This window comes from Microbacterium xerophyticum (assembly GCF_053543555.1).
This window is the reverse complement of sequence record NZ_JBLVOB010000002.1, coordinates 87,052-110,807: the sequence shown is the minus strand read 5'-3', so window position 1 is coordinate 110,807 and position 23,756 is coordinate 87,052. Positions and strand designations below refer to the sequence as shown.

Here is a 23,756-nt window from a genome sequence, read left to right as displayed (position 1 = left end):
AAAGCCGCGAAACTCTTCCGGGCTCCCTCCGTCGGACGGTAGGAAGGGTGCGGGGCGTTCACCGGGCGGCAACCCCGCGGCCACGTGGAACGGGGTAACGCGACACTGGATGTTGCGGCGACGTCAATAACTTCGAGAGGTCCTGCCCTCCCCGAAGTCATTGGATCATCCCCCGTGCCTGTGCGCCGTTCTTCCCTTGTCCTTCCGTCCGTCCTCGGAACCACGGTGCTGCTGGCATCGCTGCTTCCGGCCGCGTCTGCCGCGGCAGCCAGCGTTCCGACCGTGCCCGTCGGCGCAGCTGCGGCCGTGGCCCCGTCCGCCGGTGCGAATCCCGCAACCCCGGGCTCCGCGGCCCCGACCCTCGCGACCGCGGCCCCTGCACCCGCGACCGCGGCCCTGGCCGCAGCCCCCGCGACCCCCGCACCCGCGACTCCGGCGATCATCGTCACCGAGATCCTCGCGAACACGGCGGGCGACGACCACTTCGAGTACATCGAGATCCACAACACGACGGCCGAGGCGATCGACCTCGCAGCGCAGGGCTTCTCGTTCGCGTATTCCTACGTCGACACCGATGACCGTTCGCGCGATGTGGCACTCACCGTCGACGAGTCGCTCGTCCTCGCCGGTGGCGAGACCGCAGTGCTGTGGCTGAGCTACGCCACCGGCAACGTCGACTCGTTCGCGCGCACCGTCGACCAGTTCCGCGCGTACCACGGCGTGGATGCCGCGACGCAGGTCGTGCGCGTCACGGGGCAGAACGGCATGGCGAACGGGGGAGACCGCGGCATCCGCGTGCTCCAGGCAGACGAGCTGCGCGCGTGGTCGCACTACCCCTCCGCCTCGATGGGCGAGGACCTCGCCGTGCACTTCCGGCTGCCGTCCGAATCAAGCGACCCCACGGCTCCCGAGAGCCTGACCGTTCTCGGCCTGCAGTCCGAGCGCACACCGGGCACCGTGCTTCCGATCGCGCTCGAGCGTCCGACCACCGCACCCGAGCCTCCGGTGCAGGGCCCGGCCTCGAACTGGCCGATCATGGTCACCGAGATCGCGCCAGACAACTCCGGTGTCGACGACTTCGAGTTCTTCGAGATCCACAACACCACGGTCGAGGCGATCGACCTGCAGGGCTACTCCTTCGCCTACAGCTACGTCGACTCCGCCGACCGCACCCGTGACGTTCCGCTCACCGTGACCGAGCCCACGGTCGTCGAACCCGGTGAGACCGTCGCGATGTGGCTCAGCTACACGACGACCACCGTCGACTCGTTCGCGCGCACGGTGGACGAGTTCCGTGCGCACTGGGGCGCCTCCGCCGAGACGCGTGTCGTCAGGGTCGAAGGACAGGCCGGCATGGCGAACGGCGGCGGCCGCGGCATCCGCGTCGTGCCCACCGGCGACGGCATCGCGAACTGGTCGTTCTACCCGTCCGGGTCCGTCGGCGTCGACCTGACCGCGCACTTCCGCATCCCGGGCGACATCGCCGCGCAGAGCATGCTGCTGCTCGCCGAGTCCGGCACTCCGACACCTGGCACGATCACGGACGAGGCGCTCACGGCGCCCGCGCCGGAGCCGGAGCCCGGCTTCGACCCGCAGCCCGACCCGTCCGTCGTGACCGCACCGCTGCAGGTCACCGAGGTGATGCCCGACTCCACGAACGTGGGCGCATCCGACGGCTACGAGTTCATCGAGGTGTACAACGCCACGAGCGAGCCGATCGACTTCGGCGACTACACGATCAACTACCTGTACCCGGTCGACGAGTACACGAACACGCAGACTGCACGCTGGCCGGCGACCCCAGCCGACGTCGTGATCCCCGGTGGCGATTCGCTCGTGCTGTGGATCAAGAACGGGCCCAACAACGACCTGGGCGCGGCGGAGTTCAACGGCATGTTCGGCACGTCGCTGACGCTCGGTGAGGACCTGGTCGAGATCTTCGCCGGCGGCATGGCGAACTCGTCGCCGCGCGGCATCGAGATCATCACGAACACCGGCCACACCGTCAACCGCGGCTACTACTTCATGGGTGACACCGACGACACGGTCGCCGACCAGGGCATCCGCTACGCGATCCGTGAAGACGACCTCACCCTGCAGCGGATGCTGGGGATCGCCCCCGCCACGCCTGGCGCGGTGCAGTCCGACCAGGTGCCCGCCGGCCTCATGATCCCGGCGCCGGACACCGTCGCACCCGCGATCGAGAACCTGACGGCCACGGAGATCGATCCGGCATCCGCCTTCGCGCTGAACTTCCGCGTCACGGATGACGTGCTTCCGCGCACGGTCACGCTGTCGCTCGCGAACGACGTCGACGGCGCCTTCACACCGATCAACCTCAGCGACGCGGGCGACGGGAGCTACGTCCACACGATCAACGCGGTCGACCTGTTGGGCAAGTCGTGGTTCGAGTACGCGGTGACGGCGTCCGACGGCACGAACGTCACGGGCACCGACACGGTGCGGGTCGCGGTCGCGGGTGCCAACACCGACCCGCTGCGACTGAATCTCGAGGAGGGCGCCTTCGTCGGCGGAATCACGACCGTCGTCGGCGCGGGCGATGAGCATCCGGCCGAGATCGAACTCGATGTCGACGGTGAGCCGCTCGAGACCGTGACGAGCCTCGAGGCCGAGCCGGTGTTCGCCTTCGAGGCGTCGAACACCGACTACTACTTCAAGAACGGCGTGCGCATCGGCGACGACGTGCTGAGCATCTTCGACGAGGGCACGTACGCGAACTGGGAGACGATCACGACTCCGGTGCCGCTGTCGTATGTGCGCGAGGGCGACGAGCTCGTCGTGAGCGTCTGGGCTGGCACGAAGAAGGCTCCGGAGATCGACGAGGGCGAGAACAACGACGACTTCACGATCCGTGGGCTGCGGCTCATCCTTCCCGATGGGCGCACTCTCACTCCGCAGGGATACGACGACCCCGCGGCCGTGCTGCAGATGGGCGACAGCGCAGGGAAGTTCGACTTCTTCGACGCGCGGTTCACCCTGCCGGACGATGCCTTCTCCGCGGTGACCGCCGAGTGGGACACCACCGCCCGCGAGGACGGTGCCGCGGTCGTCACCGCGACGGATGCCGAGACCACCGTCTCCCGCGCGGTCAGCGTGGACAACACCGGACCCGAGGTGACGACCGAGATCGTCGACGGCTCGGCCTACCAGGGCGAGATCGCGATCGACGCCGACGTCGTGGACGCCGGAATCGGTGAGGTCACCACGGTCGCGACGCTCGACGGCGTCGAGATCGCGCTGCCGCACACGACATCGTCGGTCGAGCTCACCGCCGGCGACCATGTCGTCGAGATCACGGCGACGGATGCTCTCGGCAACGCCTCGGAATACTCGGCGACCTTCATCACCTATGACGAGCAGCCCAGCGCCGGTGCGATCGCGCCGGTCGAGGGGGCCGAGGTGACGGCGGGCGATGTCACGCTGCAGGCGAAAGTCGAGGATCCGACCGGAGACGTGCTGGATGTGTCGTTCCTCGAGGGCCGCAGGGTCGACCTGTCCGACGGCGACATCGCGTTGCAGTCCGGCACGGTCAACGATGCGCAGAGCCTCGAGCGCGAGCAGCCGGAGACGCTGAGCGACGACGACATCCGGATGCTGTCCACCGCCGACGGTCTCGCCAACGACGTGTCCTCGAGCGCGGAGTTCCCGTACCAGCTGTTCGACGTCGAGACCGGTGACGCCGGCGACGGCTCGCTCGTGCGGGTCTCGTGGACCGGGCATGCGGATGCCGGTGCCACAGTGATCCTGTACGCGCTGACGGCCGATGGCACGTCGTGGACGGAGCAGACCAGGCAGGTCACGGCCGATGAGGGCTCGTTCACGCTCGATGCCGCCGTCGATGTCACCGCGCATGCGCGCGACGGGGTCGTGCGGGTGCTCGTGCAGCATTCGGAGGGCTTCGCGGGCGACGATCTCAGCACGCGTGAGTCCGATGTCGCCATGCGGCATCCGCTCGACACTCCGCGTTCGGAGTACGACTTCACGTTCGGCTGGGAGTCGGACACGCAGTACTACAACGAGAACGCGATTCCTGAAGAGGACCGCTACCGCCACCAGCAGGCCATCCACTCGTATCTGCTCGAGCAGCGCGAGGCGATGAACCTGCAGTACCTGTTCCACACCGGCGACATCGTCGACGACTACGACCAGATGTGCCAGTGGGAGAACGCCGACCCCGAGTATCAGCGTCTGGATGAGGCGGGGCTGCCGTACGGCGTGCTCGCCGGAAACCACGACGTCGGTCACCAGCTGATCGATTACACCAACTACGGCACGTACTTCGGCGCTGACCGGTATGCGGGCAACCCCTGGTACGGCGGCAGTTTCGAGAACAACCGCGGTCACTACGACCTGCTCTCCGCCGGCGGCATCGACTTCATCATGGTGTACACCGGATGGGGTCCCGGCGACGCCGACATCGCCTGGATGAACGAGGTGCTCGCGCAGTACCCCGACCGTGTGGCGATCATCGCGCAGCATGAGTTCATCCTCACGACGGGCGGGCTCGGAGAGATGCCGCAGCGCATCCTCGACGAGGTCGTGGCGGTGAACCCGAACGTCAAGATGGTGTTCTCCGGGCACTATCACAGCGCTCTGACCCGGACCGATCAGTTCGACGATGACGGCGACGGTGTCGCGGAGCGCAACGTGTACTCGATGCTGTTCGACTACCAGGGTCTGCCAGAGGGCGGTCAGGGCTTCCTGCGACTGCTGCACTTCGACACGGTCGGCGAGCGCATGATCGTGCGGACGTTCTCGCCGTCGCTGGAGGATCCGGCCAACGGGGGAGCGCTCGGCAAGTACGACTCTGACGATCCGACGCTCGTGAACGCTCCGCAGGAGTTCGAGCTCACGTTCGATCAGCTCGGCATCGAGGCGGGCGAGCGGATGCTGGGGACCGACGCGTTCTCGGCCGAGATCCTCACCGCGAGCGAGATCGCGTCGTTCGAGGGTGTGGCTTCCGGCTCGATCCTCTCGGCGACGTGGCCTCTTGCCGAGGTGGGGGAGCGCGGATGGTACGTGCGCACGAGCGATCCGTATGGCGCTGTCGACTTCTCGCCGGTGCAGTTGTTCACGGTGTTGGCGGCTCCGGATCCCGACCCGGGCACCGGCGGTGGCGGCGACGGGGGCAACGGCAACCCGGGTAACGGCAACCCCGGTAACGGCGACCCCGGCAATGGCAACGGAAACCCCGGCAACGGAAACCCCGGCAACGGCAACGGGAACGGCGGCGGCGGATCCGGCGGCTCCGGCGGCTCCGGCGGAAACGGTTCCAACGGCTCCGGTGGCGGAGCGGCCGGCGAGGCGGGTGGATCTGGTGCGGATGCCGGTGACGACGCCCTCGCGGCGACCGGTGGCGAGGTCTCGGGCCTGATCGGCTGGGCGATCGCGGGCGGGCTCGCGCTGCTGCTCGGTGGCGGACTTCTCATCCGCCGCCGCATCACGAGCACCATGCGCTGACTCCGCGTCAGTTTCTCACCGCGACACCCGTCGGGCTCTGACGACCCGGCGGGTGTCGCCGTTCGTGTCAGCGGCGCGCGCCTGAGTTCGCGGACGGCGTCGGCGCGCGCGTGGGTTCGTGGACTGCGGAGGTATCCGCCCGTTACGCCGAGTGAGCGAGTCGGGAGTCAGCGCCGTCAGTGCCGCTGGCGGGCGCACTTCTCCAATGCGGCCATTCGGGTGGCGGATCCCATGCCCAACGGATCGCGGATCGGCTGGTGAGTGGGATGGGCTCCCGGCTGGCGCCGATCCCGCCGCCGTGTTGATCGCGGTATGTCTCGCCGCTGCTGCCGCCTCCTCCTCCGGCGCGGTATGTCTCGCCGCCCGTGTCGCCGGACACGCCAGCACCGCCGCCTCGGTCGATCCCGCTGCCGGCTTGATCACCGCCCGTCTCGCCGATTCCACCGCTGCCGCCTCCGCCACCAGGCCCAGACCCGGACCCAGACCCGCGCCCAGACCCTTTCCCGCCGCGACTGCCCGGCGGATGGAGCATGAACGCGCCAAGTCCTTCGCGCGTGATCTTCCAGCCGTTGTTGTGCAGCAGCATGTGGTGATGTCTGCAGAGCAGAATGCCGCGGTCGACGTCGGTGAGACCGAGATCCTCAAGCCAATGGTCGCAGTGATGCGCTTCGCAGTACGACGCCGGGACGCGGCATTCCGGGAACATGCATCCGCCGTCGCGAACGGCCAGCGCGACGCGCTGTCTCGCGGTGAACAGGCGCTGTTCGCGGCCGACGTCGAGAGGGTTGCCGCAGCTGTCGACGATGACGCTCCGGCCGCCGACGGTGCACAGGTTCCGATCGACCACGGTTCCGGGTAGTGCGTCACCGCGATCTTCGAGATGTCCGGTGGCGAGCATCCGTCCGAATGCATCGCGCACGCCGGCGGCACCGTCGACCGTGACGATTCTTATCCCCGGCTGGCGGGCGCCGAACACATCAGCGGCATTCGCGAGTGCACCTGCGCGCAGGATGTCGGTGAACAGGTCGTAGGTGATCTGGTCGTTCGTGCGCGGGTCATCGATGAGAGCGCTCGCCGCTGCGCGTTCCTCATCGGTCATGAACCTCGGTCCGCCGCGGCGGGGGCGCAGCGCAGCATCCTGGATCGAGTCCAGCCACGCGGCTGTCTCGTCGTCGGAGATGATGTGCGTGTGATGCACTCCGTCGGCATTGCGCCATGACCGCCACGACCGGGCCGCGTACGATCGCTCGAACCGTTCCTGCACGCCCTGCGGATCCAGAGTGTCGCGCACCTGCCGCGCACGACGCGCGAGGTCTTCGACCGACATATCTGCGGACTCGACCACGAGCTGCGCCGCGGCGATCGACCACACCTCGATCATCGCTTCCGTCGGACTCTCGGCGCCGTCGCGAGCAGGAGGCTGGCCCATTCCACGGAAGATCGCATCGTGTTGGGCGGTCGTGATCTTGCCGGTGAACAAAGCCTGCCGCAATGGCTCGTGCCACGGCATCCGCGCCTCGTGATCGTGCGAGCTGCCGTTGCCGCTCGGCTCGGCACCCCAGCCGCCAGACCCGGCCGCACCGGTACCCGCACCATCGGCGTCACCTGCCGCCGCACCTTCATCGGTGGCGCCGTCTCCGTCTCCTGCTCCGGCCGCGCCCTCCCAAGCCCCCGAGCCGCCAGCACCAGCACCAGCGCCAGCACCAGCGGAATCGTCACCCCAACCCCAGCCGGACCCCGCGCCCTCTCCGCCGGACGCACCTCCAACCGCACGGCCCGCCCCCGCAGCATCCGCCCCCTCGATCAACGACTCGCCCAACCGCACGGCGCGCGCCGCATCCGCGCGCGTGCCGCCGACGATCGATTGCACCAACGACATCGCGTTGCGGTGTCCTCGCGCCGCCGCCAGCCCTGAATGCCCGGCCTCGCGCCGCGAGCGCTCGGCCACCACTCCCGCGCCGACCGTCAGCATCCGTTCGGCGCAGTGCGCTACCGCTGCCGCACCGGCCAACGCGCCGATGACCGCATCATCGTCGAGCCTGCGCATGGCCGCCAGCAGGACGTCGATATCGACGTCGCCCATGCGCGACTCCAACCCCTCGAGGGTGTCGCGCAGTTCGCTGAAAATGGCCATACTTCATAGTGTCAGAGGCCGAGGACTTTCGAACAAAGGTTCGTAGATCTGTGGAGAACTCACCGCAGCACTTCGACGAGTACGACCCACGACACCACGATCGCGGCGACGATCGCGAGCAGGCATCCGGTGGCAGCGAGGACGAGTCCGCTCGTGCTCCCCAGCACCAGCATGACTCCGCTGGCCACATACACCGCGACCGGCAGGAATCCGAGAATGGCTTTCGCAAATCGACCGCGCTGCTCGGGAGTCGGGTCGGTAACGATCACCCGCGTCGCGTGGAATTGGAACACCCCGGCAGTAAGCGCACTGAGAAGGACGACGATTCCGTACCAGGTCGGGTCGAGTCCTGGAATGAGCCCGACGGCGGATGCTACGAGCGCCAGCACGAGCGAAGCGATCGCCGCGCCCAGTCGGGCTGTGAGCGTGCCGGCGCTGATGATCTTGTCGATGTTCACGCTTGCGGCCACGATGACGAGTCCAGCGAGGGCAGCAGTCGCGCCCGCCATCGCTACATTGAACTCGCTCCAACTCGCCAGCGCCTCGGTCATGCGCTCACAATACGCCCGGAGGCATGTTGACGCGTCGCCGTCCGGCCTGACTACAGCGCGCCCCAGCGCCCGATCGGCCACAGGATCAGACCGACCTTGCCGACGACATCCTCGCGCGTCGCCCACCGCCAGCACGAAGCATCCGCATCCGGCACGCCGCGGCAGTGAGCCGCCGAGTCCGATGAGTTCGCCCGATTGTCTCCGAGCACGAGGTACGACCCCTCGGGTACCGTCACGGGGTCGAAGCACCGCATCGACGCGGGCTCGGTCGTGCAATCGAGCGTGCCCGCTTCGAACGGGAAGTCCGATCCCAGATACGTCTCGTCGAGCTCGACGCCGTCGACGGTGATGGCTCCGGATGCTGTGCAGCACTCCACGACCTGCCCCGGCCCCGCGATCACCCGCTTCACGAGGGTGTGGGGGCCGGACGGCCCGAATCCGGTGACCTCGCCGACCCATCGGGCCGCGGCCTTCCACCAGGGCTCCGAGGCAGCCGCATGCGCGCCCCAGGTCTCGTCGGCATCGAACACGATGACGTCGCCGGTCGCCGGTTCTGATCCGACGTAGGCCAACCGGTTGACGAGCAGCCGATCGCCGGGCTGCAAGGTCGACTCCATCGACGCGGACGGCACCAGGTACGGCTTGGCGACGAACGTCAGCAGCAGACCGGCGACCGCGAACGCGGCGATCAGGTGAAACCAGGCACTGCCGGTGATGCGTCGCCAGAGCGGCCGGGATGCGGGAGCGGCGGGAGCATCGGTCGTCACACCCCCACGTTACCGGTGACGCATCTCAGCGAGCGGATGCTGCGCCGGTGCACGCCTCGACAAGCTCAGCGAGCGGATGCTGCGACTCGATGTCCCTGGAACGGCCGAACGCCCACGCTAGGCTCCGCATATGACGCCGTTTCGAACCCGATCCACCGCTCGATACTCGGCGATCGTGGTCGGCGCTGCCTTGCTTCTCGTGAGCGCCACCGGCTGCACGGCGGTCGCCGGTCCCGAAGAGAGCGCATCGAACGTGGACGCCGTAGAGGTGGTGGAGACGCCGGTGGCGACCCCGACGCAGACACCGACGCAGACACCTGCCGAGACGACCTCGGCTGCCGATGCGGCGACCTGCGAAGGGTTCGCCGACGTCCAGACCATCCTGCTCAACGCGGAGACCGCCCTCCACCAGGAACGCATGACCGAGAAGGAGAAGGGCGCGTGGTTCAGTCTCGCGTCCCGTGTTCTCGGCAACGTCCCGTCGGCTGACGAGGGCCCGGTGGCCGAGGCGCTCGCGACGCTCAAGCAGGAGTATCCCGCAGTTCCAGACCTGGACTCCACCGCTATGGGCTCGGCAGAGGAGTGGTACACCGCAGCAGGTGCGCTCATGGATGCGTGCGATGCGGCAGGGCACACGGTCATAGCGAACGCCTTCACCGGCGGCTGAGCACGTTCGACAGACCCGGCGGGCGAATCAACCTACGGCGCCGCGCAGATGCGGTACCACCCGCTGTCGACGAGCACCTCGGTCGTGCATTCCATTCCCGTCAGCCGCGGCGCATCGGCCATGGCGGGGGCATCGAACAGTCCCACGTGCGCGCCGGTGAGCACGATCGGAGCCACCGCCGCGCCCCATGGCTGAGCCGCGAGCCATTCGACGTCGTTCTTCTCGACCCATTCCTTCAGCGGCGCGACGGCCACGCGCTGATTCTCGAGCGTGAGCCACGGGGGCTGTGTCGCAGCGACCCCGTGCACGGCGGCACCTCCGCCGACGCCCAGGAAGACGACCCCCGCCGCCACCGCCGAGACGACACGAAGGCGCCGGGTCTGCAGCATCCGCTGGGCGCCCCACACGGCGCACGCCGCAAGGATCGGGAAGAACGCGAACACCCCGACAGCCGGATGCCGCACCCACAGCGGCAGATGCGACGCGGTCGCCCACCAGCCGACGAACGCGAGCGCGCCGACGGCGGCCGCCGCGACGTAGACGACGACGTGCGAAGACGAGCGGCGCGAGACCCACAACCCGCCGACGATCAGCAGCACCGAGACCACCGCGACCACCACGGCGACCCACACCGGCACCGACCACGACTCCGCGAGCGTCGTCAGCTTCTGCACCACTGTCGTGGGCTCGCCGGGCTGTCCGCCGCTGCGCACGAACGCGACGAGCGCCCGCAGATGATCGATGAATCCGTCGAAGCCGAACGTCACCAGAGCGGCGACCTCGAACAGGAACGTCGGCAGGGCGACGAACAGCAACGGCACGATCGAACTGCGCACCCATGCCCACACACGCGACCATCCCGTTCCGGGCGCGAGCAGCAGCAGCGCCACCGCGAAAGCGGGCAGCGCGAGCAGCGCGATGAGCTTCGCCTGCACGGCGAGCCCGACCAGCAGCCCCGCGAGCCACGCGCGTCGTGGAAGCACGACGAGCGCCCAGACGAGCAGCGCCGCAGCGGGGATCTCGCCGAGCAGATCGGCGGGCCCCTGAACAGGAGACACCCCCGCAGACGTCGTGAACGCGAGCGGCACGGCGACCGCGAGAAGTGCAGCCCAGCGTCCGCCGATGCGGCGTCCGAGCGCCCAGAGCCCTGCGAGCAGCAGCACCCAGTATGCGAGCGGGATCAGCCGTGCCGCCAGAACAGGGGCGATGCCGGTGGCGAGCAGCGCCGCGACGGGCAGCAGCACGACGGGGCCGGTCGAGATCCGCGCATCGAACAGGGTGATCGTCGACCCCGAGAGAGCGCCGTCGCTCGCGTATCCGAGACCGGCGAGCAGGTTGCGCGGCACGGTGAGGTTGAGCGCCTCGTCCTCCCAGAACCGCCAGACGGTCAGGCTCTGCCAGGCGACGAGCACATGGCCGACCAGCAGGGCTGCGGCCAGCACCCAGAAGATGACGGAGCGAGCTCTGGTCATGTCAATCGTCAGAGAGGGGTCGTCGGATGCTGCGCAGCGGAGCCGATGGACGAAGCGACAGCGCCCACGCCTCCTGAAGAGCGGCGACCGCGAACTGGCGCAGCCGCTTGGGTGGCAGCCGAACGCCCGCGGCACGGCCCCACATGGTTCCGCTGGCCGATTCGCCGCGGCGGGGGATGCTGGCCACGCGCACGTAGCGCACGATGAAGCCGCCGCGCGCCTCGGCGAGCGAGAAGTGCACGTGCGGCACGGTGACATCGGCGGGCACGGCATCCACCAGCGTCTGCAGAGCCGCCGGGCGATACGCGCGCAGGGGAGTGTTGACGTCGGGGATGCGACGACCGGATGCTGCGGCGATGAGCAGCCCCACGGCCGAGGTGAGCACCTTGCGGTACCAGGGGTCGGTGCGCCCGTCGCGCACACCGTGCACGACGTCGGCGCGGGTCGTCTCGGCGGCCGTGATCAGGCGCACGAAGTCGACTCCGAGGAACTGGCCGTCGCCGTCGACGTGCACGAGCAGATCGGGGTCGATCGCGAGCCCGGCGCGATACGCGGCCAGAGCTGTCGGACCGTGGCCGCGGTTGGCCGGCTGCGTCTGCAGGTCGACGTCTGCCACCTCGTCGAAGACGTGGGCGGTGTCGTCTGTCGAGCGGTCGTCGGCGATGACGAACGAGACGCGGTCGGCGAGCGGCGAGACGTGCTCGCGGATCTCGTCGATGAAGCCGCGGATGCCCTCGGCCTCGTTGTAGGCCGGCATGACGATGGCGAGATGGGTGAAGGTCAAAGGGTTCCTCGGCGGGCGTGTGCGGCGAGAGTGCGCGCACGAAGTAGCCTAGTGGAGTGAAGATCCCAGCCCGTCTGCGCCGCCTCGTGGGCGTGGGAAGTCGATTTCTCGTGGTCGGTGCGCTCAGCACGGTCATCGAGATCGCGGTGTTCAACCTGCTCGTGTTCGTCTGGGGCTGGGACCCTGTGCTCTCCAAAGTGGTGGCGTCGCTCGTCGCCCTGGTCAATGCCTACATCGGCAACCGGGAGTGGACGTTCCGGCACCGCGATCGCCGCGGTCGCGTCTCTGAGCTCGTGCTCTTCCTCGGCGTGAACCTCGCCTGCACGCTGCTGGGCGCCGCGCTGGTCTGGCTCGGCGTCGAGGCCTTCACCGGCCTGCGCGGGCACGCACCCGGCGCGCTGGCGCTGAACGTCGTGAACCTCGTGAGCATCGTGATCGTGGTGCTCCTGCGGTTCGTGCTGTACCACAAGGTGGTCTTCCGGGCTGCGCCCACGAACTGAAGTCGGTTCGTTTCAACCGCGTCACCAGACGATTCTCAGCGCTGTAGTGGCGCGTCAATCGGCGGCTCCGACGACGCCGACGACGGCGATTGTCCTTCCAAGCAATAGTGATGCCGTGAGCTGCTGCTGACGCGCCTCCGACTCTTTCTCGCGCTCACGACACTTCTGACCGCATCTTGACTCATTACTCCTGAAGGCTGTTCAGGCCACGTCGAGTCGTCCCTGGGGATGCGGGGGCACCCATACGTCTCGACAGGTGTTCCTGAGCAATCGAAGTCGGTACGGACTGCCGATTGATCCGCTGGATGGGGTCTCGGTCATTGAAGGGGACGATTTTGGGGATCACGCCCGCGCGCCAAGCCCAGCGTGCTGCAGTTTTCGGATCGGTACGCGTGCTGAACAGGAGTTTCGCGCAGAAGTCCGCGGTGAAGCTGCATTCCGAAGCACTCACGCGTGCGCCGGTGCTGGGTCTGCATCTCGTGCGTTTCGGCGAATTGATCCTGAACGGCGCGACGACCGGATCTTCACGCTTTGCCGACGGTTCGGTGTTCGCCACGCAGGGACCCGTGAATGCGCTGACGCAGAGCGCAACGGCGGTGACAACGTTGACGATTCCCGCTGCGGCAGCGAGAGGCCTGCCCTTGCCGAGAAGAACTGTGTGGCGAATGCCCGAAAGCCCACTGTTGGCGCCGGTCTCCGAGTTCGTCGTGCGTGCGGGAGATGCCGTCGACCTCTACGGATTCAGCGCGTACCGCTTCGAGCATCTGCTGCAGGAGATGTTCCTCGGACTGCTGATCGAGACCAGCCGCCCGGTGTGGGCCGCAAGCCAGCGGCAGCCCTTCACCGAGGCGCTCGCGGTGATCGCGTTAGGTTTTCGGGATCCCGCCCTGGCTCCTGCCGCAGTCGCCCACGAGGTGCGGTTGTCGTTGCGGCAGCTGCAGCGGCATTTTCGCGAACGCGGCACGACGATCGGGCGTGAGATCCGTCGCACGCGCGTCGAACAGGCGCTGGCTGTTCTGCGTGACCAGGGGCGCGATGCGCTGAGCATCGATGAGGTGGCCGAGTCAGTGGGCTTCAGTGGCGGCTCGAGCCTTGCGCGAGCGATGGCCGCCGAAGGGCATGTCTCACCCATGCGTGCCGCAAGATCTCTCGGGAACGTGGACGCTGCGGATGCGGTTGCACCGGAACGGGCTGCATGAGCCTCAAGACGGCTCTCGCCCGCGAGCAATCCGCCCTGAAGAAGATTCGCGACGGCCTGGTTCCGGTCCCCACCGGACCAGGCCATCGCCGTCATCAGATGCAGGTCGGATTCACCGCGGTGAATGCGAACGGTCCGACCCAGATGTTCTGGTTCGGGCGATCTCCGACAGAACGGCCTGAGTTGTTGGCCACGAAGGTGAGATCGAACGCGCTGATCGCAGTCGCTGCGATATTGACGTTGCCGCTGGCACTGCTGTCAGCGACCTCGACGTTCGGCACAGTAGTGGTGAGCCGCCACGGGTCGACCCCTGTTCCCTGGCCGTGCACCCATGCGGCATCGTAGGTGCCCGTGCCCGCGGAGACCGAGATGCGCTCCGCGCCGCCCCGCCCATCCTGCGCGAGGAAGCCGTCGATGTCCTTGACCTTGTAGGTCAGATCGTCGACGGTCAGCGGAGCGCCATCGAGGGCGAAACTGAACGTCACACGTTCACCTCCGCCGATATCGCGGAGATCTGCCGTGTCGAGTGACAACCGCACGCTGGGCGCTGCTTCCCCGCCGCGCATGGCGTTGTCCAGCACGAGGTTGTTCGTCGGATTGATCGCCATGTTGAACGCACCGTTGTGAACGGCGGTGAGGGTGAGTGTGAGATCTTTGCCGTCTCCGAAGATGTTCGTCCACGTGAAGATGGCGGAGGTGTAACTGAGGCGCGCGAATGTGGCCGTGGTCGTGCTCAGGCCGACAGAGCAGAGCGTGGATGCCGAAGCCAACGGCGTGGCCATCGCCGCAGCGATGACGGGAAGAGACCAGGCGGCCCCCTTCACAACCGTCCTCCGGCGAATTCCTCGTTCCTCCGATATGCCGCCGCTGGCGGCAGCGTCGTGATCGGGCCCCGAATTCAACTGAATGTCCTGCATGGTTCTCTCCCGTTTGATAGATGAAACGCAACGAACACTCGTAAGGAGTGGGAAGCCGACGGGAGGTGACGCCGTTGCGAACAATCCGCGCAAAATACTTTTGAGATTTCGCGTCACCCCTGAGGCACGGCAGACTCCTTTCTAGAGCCAACGTTTGCTGCTCAGGGCCGGTTGAGGGGCACCGGGATCGCCCGCCCTCGATGAGCGCAGACACGTTTCTGGGAGAGAACCGTGGATGATGTCCGAAGTGATGCCGAGCTGCTCAGCGCGCTTCGGGGCGGTGACCGTGAAGCGTATGCGGCCCTGTGGACTCGGCATGTGAGCGCGGCGCTGCGGTATGCGGAGCGGTTGTATCCGTCGCGCGTCGAAGATCTCGTGTCGGAGTCGTTCTTGGCTGTGTACCAGCAGGTGACGACCACCGACAAGGGCCCGCAGTTCGCGTTTCGATCGTATTTGAAAACAGTGATGCGGAACACGGCCGTGCGCTGGTCGAAGGACGCCAGCCAGGTCGTCGATGCGGTCGATGTCGATCAGATCGATCATCGCGACGCGCTCAGCGTGGTGGCGACGGAATCCGCCGCTTCGGACCTGCTGTCGGCATTCCAGGAGTTGCCGGAGCGATGGCAGCGCGTTCTGTGGCTCGCCGAGGTCGCGGAGGTGGGCCGACCTCAGATCGCCAAAGAGCTGGGGATCAAGCCGAACGCGGTGTCCGCGCTCCAACGACGAGCCAGGGCCGGGTTGAAAGCGACCTGGCTGACACGACAGATACCTCTTGCGCTGCGCGAAGATGAGGGTCACGCCGCCCGGCTGCTGCCCGCACATCTGGCGGACCCCGGCGATGAAGCCGTCGCTGCCGAGGTTGCTTCGCACATCGCTTCGTGCGTGATGTGCAGTGATCTGTTGCAGGGGATGCGCGGCGCGGCAGTGCGCTTGGAACGGACGACTCTGGCGGCCGCAGGGTTCGGCGCGCTGGGAACGGCTCTGCCGGCCACGGCGGCACTGGTTCCATCAGGTTCTGCCGTGGCGACGTTCGCGCTCGCGAGCGGTTCCACGGTCGGGATCGGTGCAGCTTTCATCGCGACCGGTCTCAGTGCACTGACGATCGGAGGAGTCGTTCTCAGCACATGGCTCATTGGGCCGGCTCCCGAAGTCGTCGCCGCCCAGTCGCCCTCGCGCTCGATCAGCATCGAACCTTCGGAAACCGCCTTCGACTTGCTTCGCGAGGGTGCACCGGTGGTCGATGATCCGACGGACGCGGTCGAGGATCCGATTGTCGTCCCCGCCCCGCCCGTCCTGGGACGGTGGAACGACGACCCGACGATCGAATCGGTCGATTTGGTTTTCGACCCGACGTTCGACGTGCCCGTGCAGCCGGCGGCACCGCAGCCGTCGGAGGTTCCTCCGCCAGGTCCTGACGATCCGACAAGCAATCCGTTCACGCCCCGCGTCGCAACGCCTCCGGCGTACACCGGATACCTCGCGCCGGTCATCACCGGAACGGCGATGCCGGGGTCGACGGTCGCCGTCGAGTACGACGGCGAGCAGTACACGGCGACCTCGGCGGAGGACGGGTCGTGGAGCTTCGATCCACGAGGGTTCACGCGCCCCGCAGGATCATACGAATACAAGGTCTGGGCCTTCGACGAGACCACGCAGTCACCTGCGGTGACCGGCACGTTCACCGTTCTCGCCGTCGCCGTCGAAGGGCTCGAGAACACCACTGGCGAAGAAGACATGCACGTCGACGAAGCATCGACCACGGGAATCGTCGTCGCGGTCACCGGACCGGCGAACGGCGTCGTCTACGTCGGTTCGATGACCGGCGACTCCGCGATGATCCAGCTCGATGAGACCGGCCACACCGTGAAGCGGCTGCGGATGCACGCGCCGGGTTGGTATTACTTCTCGTTCAGCGCGTACGATGCCGACGGCTATTGGGGTCCGGCGTTCGAAGACGCCGTCGACGTGTACGACCCCGACGTCATATGGGGCCCGTGGGGTCCAGACCCCGAAGACATGAGTTTTGACTTCACTGACCCGTGATCGCGTCACCAGCGGCCGGGCCACGCCTTCGGCATAATGGCGAACATGCATCTTGAGACCCGCGACGCCCCACTTCGATCGAGCGTCAAGCGGCTCGTCGTTCCCGACGTCCTGCGGGGCGTCGCGATTATCGCGATGCTGATCGCGCACGCCGTGCCGATGATCCCGGATGTGCCGCGCCCGCTGGCCTTCGTGATGGGCAACATCAACTCGCTCGCCTCGCCGCTGTTCGCGCTGGTCATGGGCATGGCCGCGCAGATCGTCTGGAACCGCAGGGGCGGTATCGGGCGCACGATCCTCCAGCAGTCGCTGCGCGGCGTCGCACTGATCGCACTGGGCGTCTGGATGATGACGTGGGGGAGCTGGGTCGCGGTCGTGCTGCAGTACCTCGGACTGCTGCTGATCGTCGGCGCTCCGCTGCTGCTTCTCGGCACTCGCGCGCTGATCGTCGTCACCGCGGTGATCGTGCTCGCCAGCCAGCCGATCCTCGAGTGGGCTCGGAGCGCCGTCTGGATCTACCTGCAGCCCGCACCCGTGCTCGAGGTCGCGAACTGGGTCGCGCTCGGGCCGTCGTACCGCCTCGTCAATCTGCTGCCGTTCTTCCTGCTGGGCGCGGTCCTGCTGCGTCGCGGCATCGGACGCGACCGGGTGCTCTGGAGCATGGCCATCATCGCGCCGATCGCCTACCTGATCAGCATGGTCGGTGGACGATTCCTCGGAGCAGACGTGAATTCGGGTGACTACCTCGACACGCTGCGCGACGTCGGTCTGGTCTTCGCGACCTACGTCGTGGTCGTCCTCATCGCCGAGATGCGCCGAGTGGGTGTTGCCCGAGTCAGGGAGGCCGTGTTCGCCCCGCTGAGCGCCTGGGGACAGGTCGCGCTGAGCCTGTACCTGCTGCACGTCGCGATCATCGCGTGGTGGGTGCGCGCGCTCGACGGGCGACCCCAGCACAACGAACTGCTCGGCTGGCTCAGCGTCGTCGCGCTGCCGCTGATCGTCGGCTGGCTGTGGTGGCGATTCGTCGGCCCTGGCCCGGTGGAATGGCTGCTGGGGTGGGTGACGGGACGACCCAAGCGGCGTCGATTCCGCTAAGATCCCTTACAACGATTGATTGCGGTTGGCACGGGGGTGCCGACTCATCCGCTGGGGATGCGGAGAAGCGTCGATGACTGGGGACGATTTTGGGGATCATGCCTGCGCGGCAGTTCGAGCGTGCCGCAGTGTTCGGTTCAGTGCGCGTCGTGAACAGGCGGGTCATGCAGAACTCTGCGGTGCTGCTGCATTCAGACCCGCCCGCACGGGGGCCGGTTCTGAATCTGCATCTTGTGCGTTCAGGCGAACTCATCATGGACGCTGCAACACAAGACCCTGCGCTTCTCGATTCCGGTTCGGTCTTCGTGACGCAGCGACCGACCAGCGTGGCGGCGAAGAACGGCGCGACAGTGACCACTTTGGGCATTCCCTCGGTCGCCGCGAAAGACCTTCCTCTACCGGAAGCGTCTGCGTGGACGATCGCCGAAAGCCCGCTGCTGGCTCCGGTCGTTGACTTCATCGTGCGCGCCGGAGATGCGCGCGAGCCGGATCTCAACGGGTTCAGCACCTATTACTTCGAGCGCCTGTTGCAGGAGATGTTCCTCGGACTGCTCATCGACACGAACCGTCCGGCCCCGGCTCTGCGCCCTCAGCATCCGCTGACGCATGCGCTCGCGGTGATCGTCGGTCGGTGCACTGACCCGGCCTTGACGCCGTCGGCGGTCGCCGAAGAGGCGCGGCTGTCGTTGCGGCAGTTGCAACGGCTGTTCAGCGAGCGCGGCACGACGATCGGGCGTGAGATCCGCCGCGCGCGTGTCGAGCAGGCGCTCACCCATCTGCGCGGTCGACAGTACGACGTGCTGAGCATCGACCAGATCGCTCAGTTCGTCGGTTTCAGCAGCGGCTCGAGTCTTGCGCGAGCGATGGCCGCCGAAGGGTACGCCTCCCCGACCCGAGCCGCACGCACCGGCGGTGAGGACAGCCTCCAGTTCGATCGCGCGGCATGACAGCTCATACCTGAAGCGACATCCTCCATACCCAGAACGACATCCTTCCGCGTCACAGGCCCCGGAGTCGTCCGGGCTCGATTGTATGGAAGCCGACCACCCGATCGCGCATGGCGTCGGGTAGCAGTTTCTGGGGAAGGGAAACCATAGTGACGTTGTCATCCAACGAATCGGAAGCCTCGAAGAGCGGCGGGCCGACCATCAGCCGTCGTACGACCGTCCTGGCCGCCGCCTGGTCGGTGCCGGTGATCGCCGCAGCCGTCGCCACTCCGTTGGCCGCCGCGAGTGCGGCACAGGCCTCCATCGCCGCGATCGTCGGCGGCGGAATCAGCGCCGACGGCACCGCTGGCACGGCGTCGGGACAGTTCTCGACGTCAGGGATCCAGATCGCGGACGTGGTCGGCGAGTGGTCGACCGGCGCGTTGACCGCCTCTTACCGGATCACCGGCCCCTGGGCATCGGCCGCGATCGTCAAGACCGACGGCTCCCCCTTCACGCAGGGTGAGGTCATCACCGGTGGCGGCACCGTCTGGACGGTGTCGTTCGTCGACGTGGACGGGGCCGACACCTGGGAGGTGCAGTTCACCAGTGCTTCCGTCACCGTGAGCGCGGACACGATCATCGCCATGCCGCCCGCACGGTATGCCGGTACATTCAGCCCTGGCGTGCCGAACCGTCGCAATCCGATCCAGGGCACAGTGTCGGTGGCTGCTGCCAACATCAACGGCGGAGTTGCCGTCGCGGCTTCGGCCAGCTACCCGGCCTGATCCGTCCTGCTGCAACACCTGAATCACAGAAGCTCTCGACGCAAGGTCGAGAGCTTCTGTGATTCAGCGGCGCGAGACGCTGCCGGGTCGGACGACCGGAGCGGCTACCCTTTGGCCTTGACCCGCGCGCGCGCCCGTGGCTTGGCCTCGGCCTGCGTGAGCTGGACCGGGTCCTGACCGTGATCGGTCTTCGAGCCGTACGTGTACGAGCCGTAGCCGTAGCTGTCCGGTCCTTTGGTCGGAAGCATCGTGACGACGATGCCGAGAAGATCGACGCCCGCGGTCTCGAGGGTGCGGATGGCGCCGGAGAGCTCGGGCTTCTTCGTCTTGCCGGACGCCGCGGTCAAGATAACGCCGCGCGTTTTCTTGCCGATGACCGCGGCGTCAGTGACGAGCAGCAACGGGGGAGCGTCGATCAGGATGTAGTCGAAGTAGTCCTCGAGAGGCTTGAGCAGGCGATCCATGGCCGCCGAGCCCAGCATCTCGCTCGGGTTGGGCGGCACGGGACCGCTGGCGAGCACGTAGAGCTCGTTCGTGCCCCACTTCTGCAGGGCCTCGGAGATCTCGATCTGGCCGATGAGCACGTTGGTGAGGCCGACGCCGCCCTCCACGCCCATGTAGTCGGCGACGCGAGGGAGCCGGAGGTCGCCGTCGATCAGCGCAACGCGTGCACCGGTCTCTGCCAGGGCTATCGCGAGGTTCGCCGTCGTGGTCGACTTGCCCTCGCCGGGTCCGGCGCTCGACACGACGAAGGTGCGCGAGTCGCTGTCGATGTCGAGGAACTGCAGGTTCGTGCGCAGCGAGCGGAACGACTCCGCTCGCGGACTGCGCGGGTCGGCGTGCACGATCAGCGGGCGCTTCTGCGCGTCAGGGTCGTAGGCGATCCCGCCGAGCATGGGCTTGTCGGTGAGGGTCTCGAGGTCGTGCAGCGTGTGGATGCGTGTGTCGAGCACTGTGCGCAGCACGGCGAAGGCGATGCCGGCCGTGAGGCCGAGCAGGCCGCCGAGCACGATGAACAGCGGGATGTTCGGGCTCGACGGCTTGGTGGGCTCGGCGGCCGGGTCGGTGATGGTGATCTGCACGGGGCTGGCCCCGCCCTCGGCGTCGGGGCGTTCGAGATCGGTCTGCACCACGTTCGCGAAGCTCGACGCCGTCGCATCGGCGATCTTCGCCGCGAGTGCGGGGTCTGTATCGGTGACCGTGATGTCGATCAGCACCGTGTTGAGGGCGGTGGTCGCGGTGATCTGCGACGAAAGGGCGGATGGCGACTTGTCGAGATCGAGCTCTTCGATGACCGGCTCGAGCACGAGGGCCGTGCCGATCACGTCGACGTAGCTGGTGACCATCTGACGCGCGAAGGTCGTTCCCTGCACGAGGTCGCCGGTGGCGGCGCCCTCGGTGCGCACGGACACGTAGAGCTGGGTGGACGCGACGTACTTCGCGGCCTGGCTGAAGGCATACGCGGCGCCGCCGGCGAGGCCGACGAGCAGCAGCACGAGAATGATGATCCAGTTCTTGTGCAGGATGCGTATGTAGTCGCGAAGTTCCACGCGGTCTGGTTCCCTTGATCGTTGTTGTCAGGTTCGTACGAAAGCTTCAGTCATTGTTCCACAGGGCTCTGCGCCCCTTGGGATCGCCACATGGGCATTGCTGCCCTTGTACGGCGCGCCCTACGCGCCGTACACTCCGTAGGCCGTCCGATCAGCGCCTCTGGTGGGCAGCATCGTCGTCACCGTGCCGACGCCCTTGGCGCCCACCTTCTCGATGGTGGCCTCCGCCTCGCTGAGGCGGTTGGTGCGGGTCTTTCCCGACGCCGCCACGAGGATGGCTCCCTGCGTGAGGCGGGCGAGCACTGCAGCATCCGTCACGAGGCCCACCGGCGGCGAGTCGATGATGATGATGTCGAACGCGGCCTTCAGGTCGTTGAGCAGCGAGGTCATCGCCGAAGACCCGAGCAGTTCTGCCGGATTCGGCGGGATGGTGCCTGCGGGCAGTACGAACAGCGCTCCGTGGCCCCAGTGCTGCAGCGCGTCGCTGGCGTCGAGACGCCCGATGAGCACCTCGGTCAGGCCCACGCCGCCCTCGATCGAGAAGTAGTCCGCGATACGCGGCAGCCGCAGATCGGCATCGATCAGCGCGATCCGCGCGCCGGACTCGGCGAAGGCGATCGCCAGGTTGGCCGCGGTCGTCGACTTGCCTTCGCCGGGGCCCGAACTCGTGACCACCAGCGCCATCGGTTCGCCGTCGAGCGCGAGGAACTTGACATTCGTGCGCAGCGACCGGAACGCCTCGGAGCGAGGATCGCGCCCGGCGACGGCGACAAGCAACGGTCGCTTCTTCGCCAGCGGGTCGAGCGCGATGCCGCCGAGAGTCGGAGCCGAGACGGCTCGTTCGACGTCGTCGATCGTGCGCACACGGGTGTCGAGCACAGAGCGCAGCGCCGCGGCTCCGACGCCGACGGCGAGTCCGAGCAGTGCGCCGAGAGTGACTGTGAGCGGGATGTTCGGGGCGGATGGAGTCACCGGGACGGACGCCGCTTCGAGCGTGTCGATGCGCACGATACTGGGACGGGTGTCGATCGGGCGTTCGAGTTCTTCTGCGACGACCGTGGCGAAGCTCTCTCCGATCGCGTTGGCGAGACGCGCGGCCTGACCGGGGTTCGGATGCGTGACGGTCAAGGTGATCGCCGTGCTCGCCGTGGCGGTCGAGACGCTCACGCGCGACGACAGCTGTTCGACGGTGGTGTCGAGGCCGAGGTCATCGATCACCGGCTGCAGCACGAGTGAGCTCGGAATGATGTCGACATAGCTGGTGACGGCCTGCTGGGCGTAGCCGCGTGCGAGGTTGAGCTCGGCCGGGGTCGCACCGTCGGCGGTCTGCGCCGAGACGAGCAACTGCGCGGATGTGCTGTACCTGGTCGGTGTCGTGAGCGCGACGAGCACCCCGACGCAGAGCCCGATGAGGGTCAGCGAGATGATGAGGACGAGATTGCGCTGCAGAAGGCGCACGTAGTCCTGCACGGTCATCGCGCTCCACTCTCCATATGCTTCCGGCGGGAGCCGGGTATCCTTTCAGAGATTAGTCCACCTCGCCGCTGCCCTCGGCGTGCACACGCATTCAGAACGGTGAGTCCATGCCTCCGAATAACGAGATCCCCGATCTCGATCCGCCCGTCCGCGCGGCGGATGGTTCGGCGCGCGCTGACCCGCTGCTGGAGGCGTTGGTCGGTCGCCCTCGGGAAGAGACGCGTACGCGCAACGCGGGCGCGGACTCCGTCAAGCTCGTCAATCTCGTCGACTCCGCGGTCGTGAACAGCTCGCCTACGGCGATGTATGCCGATGCCCCGAACGCGAAGCTCAAGAAGCCGCGGGGTCATCGGCGTGTCGACTGGGTCAACGCGATCGCCGCGAGTGTCGCGGTCGTGGTGGTCGCCGCAACGGCTGTGTTCACGGGAGTGCAGGTGGCGAGCGCCGACCCCTCCGCCGAAGCAGTCGAGATTCTCGCTGCCGACGAGGAGGCGCTGACGGCCGCAGAGAATTCGCTCGCGACTTCGACGACGCGCCTCGAAGAGAGCATCGCGACAGGTCTCGCCGACTCTGCCAGCATCCGCACCGCGCTGAGCGAGCTCGCCGCGACCGACGATCGTCTGGAGACCGCCGACCCCGCCGCGCTCGGGGCCGCGATCCAGGCCATCGATGGGTACCGCGCTGCTCTCGAGCAGACCGTGGTTCCGACCGCACCGGCGCCGTACGAACGCGGCGAGGTCGATGAGCGATCACTGGCGAGCGTCGCAGATGCGATCAATGAGGTGCAGGAGGCTTCCACCGTCGTCGACGAAGCCGCCGACGAACTGCGTATCGTGGTCACTGCCGTCGACGCTCTGAACACCACCTACGCGAATCAGCTCAGCACATTCGCCGCGACGCTCACCGGCTACGCGGCGGCGCAGAACGAGGCGTACCCGGTCGCCGGCCAGGAGTTCCGGGATGCCGTCACCGCGGCAGCTGCGACTGTGAACGCGACACCGCTGAACGGTGACTCCGGCGCGGCTGTGCTGACAGCCTTCCGTGACGCGGTGATCGCCCTGCGAGCTGACGATCTGCGGGTGCGTGAGATCGAGCAACGAGAACGTGAACAGTCGCAGAACAATCAGCAACCCTTCACGCCGAATCCAGAGCCGACTGAACCGGGCGCGACGGATCCCGGCACGACGGATCCGGGGACCGATCCCGGCACCGATCCTGGCACGGATCCTGGGACCGATCCCGGAACGGATCCGGTCAACGAGGTGCCCGAGGGCTGACCCGCGTGTACAAATCTTGTGCGGGTAATGCAGAGAAGCCGTGCACGCTGGGTGCCCGGTTGTATGCCACGATGTAAGAAATTAGCAATCAGCTGGATGGACTCCATGGGGCCCAGCTGAGCGCAGCAGG

Annotated in this window: 17 protein-coding genes; 9 read left to right on the top strand and 8 right to left on the bottom strand. The window is 67.3% G+C overall.

The annotated features are described in order from the left end of the window. Positions 1-180 precede the first annotated feature (180 nt). A complete protein-coding gene (locus ACNPNP_RS01015) occupies positions 181-5,481 on the top strand; it encodes a lamin tail domain-containing protein (protein ID WP_448964209.1) in 5,301 nt (1,766 codons plus the stop codon). Between the two features lie 142 nt (positions 5,482-5,623). Here ACNPNP_RS01015 and ACNPNP_RS01010 read toward each other — a convergent pair whose 3' ends face one another. Genes ACNPNP_RS01010 through lepB form a run of 3 tightly spaced genes read right to left on the bottom strand, consistent with a single transcriptional unit; the run spans position 5,624 to position 8,933 of the window. Continuing rightward, positions 5,624-7,615: an HNH endonuclease signature motif containing protein gene (locus ACNPNP_RS01010; RefSeq protein ID WP_448964208.1), complete on the bottom strand. Its 1,992-nt coding sequence runs from the start codon at positions 7,613-7,615 to the stop codon at positions 5,624-5,626. 59 nt (positions 7,616-7,674) lie between these two features. After that, positions 7,675-8,166, bottom strand: a complete 492-nt coding sequence (locus ACNPNP_RS01005) for a hypothetical protein (RefSeq protein WP_448964207.1) — start codon at positions 8,164-8,166, stop codon at positions 7,675-7,677. A gap of 50 nt (positions 8,167-8,216) precedes the next feature. After that, entirely contained in the window at positions 8,217-8,933 is a 717-nt protein-coding gene (gene lepB / locus ACNPNP_RS01000) for a signal peptidase I (protein ID WP_448964206.1), read from the bottom strand. Between the two features lie 130 nt (positions 8,934-9,063). On the opposite strand from lepB, the gene ACNPNP_RS00995 reads away from it, so the two are divergent. Then, positions 9,064-9,600: a hypothetical protein gene (locus tag ACNPNP_RS00995; RefSeq protein WP_448964205.1), complete on the top strand. Its 537-nt coding sequence runs from the start codon at positions 9,064-9,066 to the stop codon at positions 9,598-9,600. 32 nt (positions 9,601-9,632) lie between these two features. Here the strand turns inward: ACNPNP_RS00995 and ACNPNP_RS00990 are convergent, their stop codons facing one another. Together ACNPNP_RS00990 and ACNPNP_RS00985 are read right to left on the bottom strand one after the other, a co-directional pair. Further along, positions 9,633-11,072: a hypothetical protein gene (locus ACNPNP_RS00990; RefSeq protein ID WP_448964204.1), complete on the bottom strand. Its 1,440-nt coding sequence runs from the start codon at positions 11,070-11,072 to the stop codon at positions 9,633-9,635. A gap of 1 nt (position 11,073) precedes the next feature. Next, a complete protein-coding gene (locus ACNPNP_RS00985; RefSeq protein ID WP_448964203.1) occupies positions 11,074-11,856 on the bottom strand; it encodes a glycosyltransferase family 2 protein in 783 nt (260 codons plus the stop codon). 56 nt (positions 11,857-11,912) lie between these two features. On the opposite strand from ACNPNP_RS00985, the gene ACNPNP_RS00980 reads away from it, so the two are divergent. Then, positions 11,913-12,356: a GtrA family protein gene (locus ACNPNP_RS00980; RefSeq protein ID WP_448964202.1), complete on the top strand. Its 444-nt coding sequence runs from the start codon at positions 11,913-11,915 to the stop codon at positions 12,354-12,356. 665 nt (positions 12,357-13,021) lie between these two features. Continuing rightward, entirely contained in the window at positions 13,022-13,555 is a 534-nt protein-coding gene (locus ACNPNP_RS00975) for a helix-turn-helix domain-containing protein (RefSeq protein WP_448964201.1), read from the top strand. A 94-nt stretch (positions 13,556-13,649) separates the two neighbouring features. Here ACNPNP_RS00975 and ACNPNP_RS00970 read toward each other — a convergent pair whose 3' ends face one another. Then, on the bottom strand, positions 13,650-14,378 hold the full coding sequence (locus tag ACNPNP_RS00970; RefSeq protein ID WP_448964200.1) for a hypothetical protein: 729 nt from the start codon (positions 14,376-14,378) through the stop codon (positions 13,650-13,652). 324 nt (positions 14,379-14,702) lie between these two features. On the opposite strand from ACNPNP_RS00970, the gene ACNPNP_RS00965 reads away from it, so the two are divergent. The 4 genes from ACNPNP_RS00965 (at position 14,703) to ACNPNP_RS00950 (ending at position 19,323) form a co-directional block, all read left to right on the top strand. After that, positions 14,703-16,514: a sigma-70 family RNA polymerase sigma factor gene (locus tag ACNPNP_RS00965; protein WP_448964199.1), complete on the top strand. Its 1,812-nt coding sequence runs from the start codon at positions 14,703-14,705 to the stop codon at positions 16,512-16,514. Positions 16,515-16,559: 45 nt separating this feature from the next. Further along, entirely contained in the window at positions 16,560-17,609 is a 1,050-nt protein-coding gene (locus ACNPNP_RS00960; RefSeq protein ID WP_448964198.1) for a heparan-alpha-glucosaminide N-acetyltransferase domain-containing protein, read from the top strand. Positions 17,610-17,707: 98 nt separating this feature from the next. Further along, positions 17,708-18,556, top strand: coding sequence for a helix-turn-helix transcriptional regulator (locus ACNPNP_RS00955; RefSeq protein ID WP_448964197.1), 849 nt, complete (start codon positions 17,708-17,710; stop codon positions 18,554-18,556). Positions 18,557-18,705: 149 nt separating this feature from the next. Further along, positions 18,706-19,323 (top strand): hypothetical protein, encoded by a 618-nt coding sequence (locus tag ACNPNP_RS00950; protein ID WP_448964196.1) that lies wholly within the window; start codon positions 18,706-18,708, stop codon positions 19,321-19,323. Positions 19,324-19,427: 104 nt separating this feature from the next. On the opposite strand, the gene ACNPNP_RS00945 is transcribed toward ACNPNP_RS00950, so the two are convergent. Further along, positions 19,428-20,873 carry a tyrosine-protein kinase domain-containing protein gene (locus ACNPNP_RS00945; RefSeq protein WP_448964195.1) on the bottom strand — a complete coding sequence of 482 codons (1,446 nt, stop codon included), beginning with the start codon at positions 20,871-20,873 and terminating at the stop codon, positions 19,428-19,430. A 120-nt stretch (positions 20,874-20,993) separates the two neighbouring features. After that, on the bottom strand, positions 20,994-22,349 hold the full coding sequence (locus tag ACNPNP_RS00940; protein ID WP_448964194.1) for a tyrosine-protein kinase domain-containing protein: 1,356 nt from the start codon (positions 22,347-22,349) through the stop codon (positions 20,994-20,996). 107 nt (positions 22,350-22,456) lie between these two features. Between ACNPNP_RS00940 and ACNPNP_RS00935 the strand changes: the two genes are divergently transcribed. Continuing rightward, positions 22,457-23,626 carry a hypothetical protein gene (locus ACNPNP_RS00935; RefSeq protein ID WP_448964193.1) on the top strand — a complete coding sequence of 390 codons (1,170 nt, stop codon included), beginning with the start codon at positions 22,457-22,459 and terminating at the stop codon, positions 23,624-23,626. Positions 23,627-23,756 lie beyond the last annotated feature (130 nt).

Bases quoted from the DNA above. Each gene is read 5' to 3' on its own strand.
- ACNPNP_RS00955 (WP_448964197.1), top strand. From the start codon at position 17,708: ATGCCTGCGCGGCAGTTCGAGCGTGCCGCAGTGTTCGGTTCAGTGCGC.
- ACNPNP_RS00960 (WP_448964198.1), top strand. From the start codon at position 16,560: ATGCATCTTGAGACCCGCGACGCCCCACTTCGATCGAGCGTCAAGCGG.
- ACNPNP_RS00940 (WP_448964194.1), bottom strand. From the start codon at position 22,349: ATGACCGTGCAGGACTACGTGCGCCTTCTGCAGCGCAATCTCGTCCTC.
- ACNPNP_RS00935 (WP_448964193.1), top strand. From the start codon at position 22,457: ATGCCTCCGAATAACGAGATCCCCGATCTCGATCCGCCCGTCCGCGCG.
- ACNPNP_RS01005 (WP_448964207.1), bottom strand. From the start codon at position 8,166: ATGACCGAGGCGCTGGCGAGTTGGAGCGAGTTCAATGTAGCGATGGCG.
- ACNPNP_RS01010 (WP_448964208.1), bottom strand. From the start codon at position 7,615: ATGGCCATTTTCAGCGAACTGCGCGACACCCTCGAGGGGTTGGAGTCG.
- ACNPNP_RS00995 (WP_448964205.1), top strand. From the start codon at position 9,064: ATGACGCCGTTTCGAACCCGATCCACCGCTCGATACTCGGCGATCGTG.
- ACNPNP_RS00975 (WP_448964201.1), top strand. From the start codon at position 13,022: ATGCCCGAAAGCCCACTGTTGGCGCCGGTCTCCGAGTTCGTCGTGCGT.
- ACNPNP_RS00990 (WP_448964204.1), bottom strand. From the start codon at position 11,072: ATGACCAGAGCTCGCTCCGTCATCTTCTGGGTGCTGGCCGCAGCCCTG.